The following is a 288-nucleotide window of genomic DNA, read 5'->3' as shown; positions in this document are numbered from 1 at the left end:
GTCCCGAGGACCTGCCGGTGCTGCGGCCGATCACCATCACGACGGAAGGCCACCCCGCCAAGACACAACCCGTCCTGGACACCTCGGCAGCTCTCGACCCGTTCCGGGCTGAGGTCCGGCTGCTCCCGGTCGCGGCAGAGATTGACGGTCGGATGGCGGCGCTCGTCATCGATCTGCGCCGGGTGCCGCTCGGCAGCGGGGCTATTGTGCCCATCTGGAAATGCACGCTCGTCGGCCACAACCTGAGCTTCGACTCCAAGATGCTGCTGGCGAACGGCGTCGCGCTCG

The 288-nt window shown here is 68.1% G+C and carries 1 protein-coding gene; it reads left to right on the top strand.

Annotated features, from left to right (window positions below):
* Window positions 1-288 (top strand): 3'-5' exonuclease family protein (locus tag WDW90_RS38965; RefSeq protein ID WP_336492981.1); only part of this gene is annotated, 288 nt, incomplete at both ends.

Source organism: Methylobacterium nigriterrae (assembly GCF_037106235.1).
GTDB classification, from domain to species: domain Bacteria; phylum Pseudomonadota; class Alphaproteobacteria; order Rhizobiales; family Beijerinckiaceae; genus Methylobacterium; species Methylobacterium nigriterrae.
The sequence above is the reverse complement of the archived record's forward strand: the minus strand, read 5'-3'. Positions and strand labels throughout refer to the sequence as shown.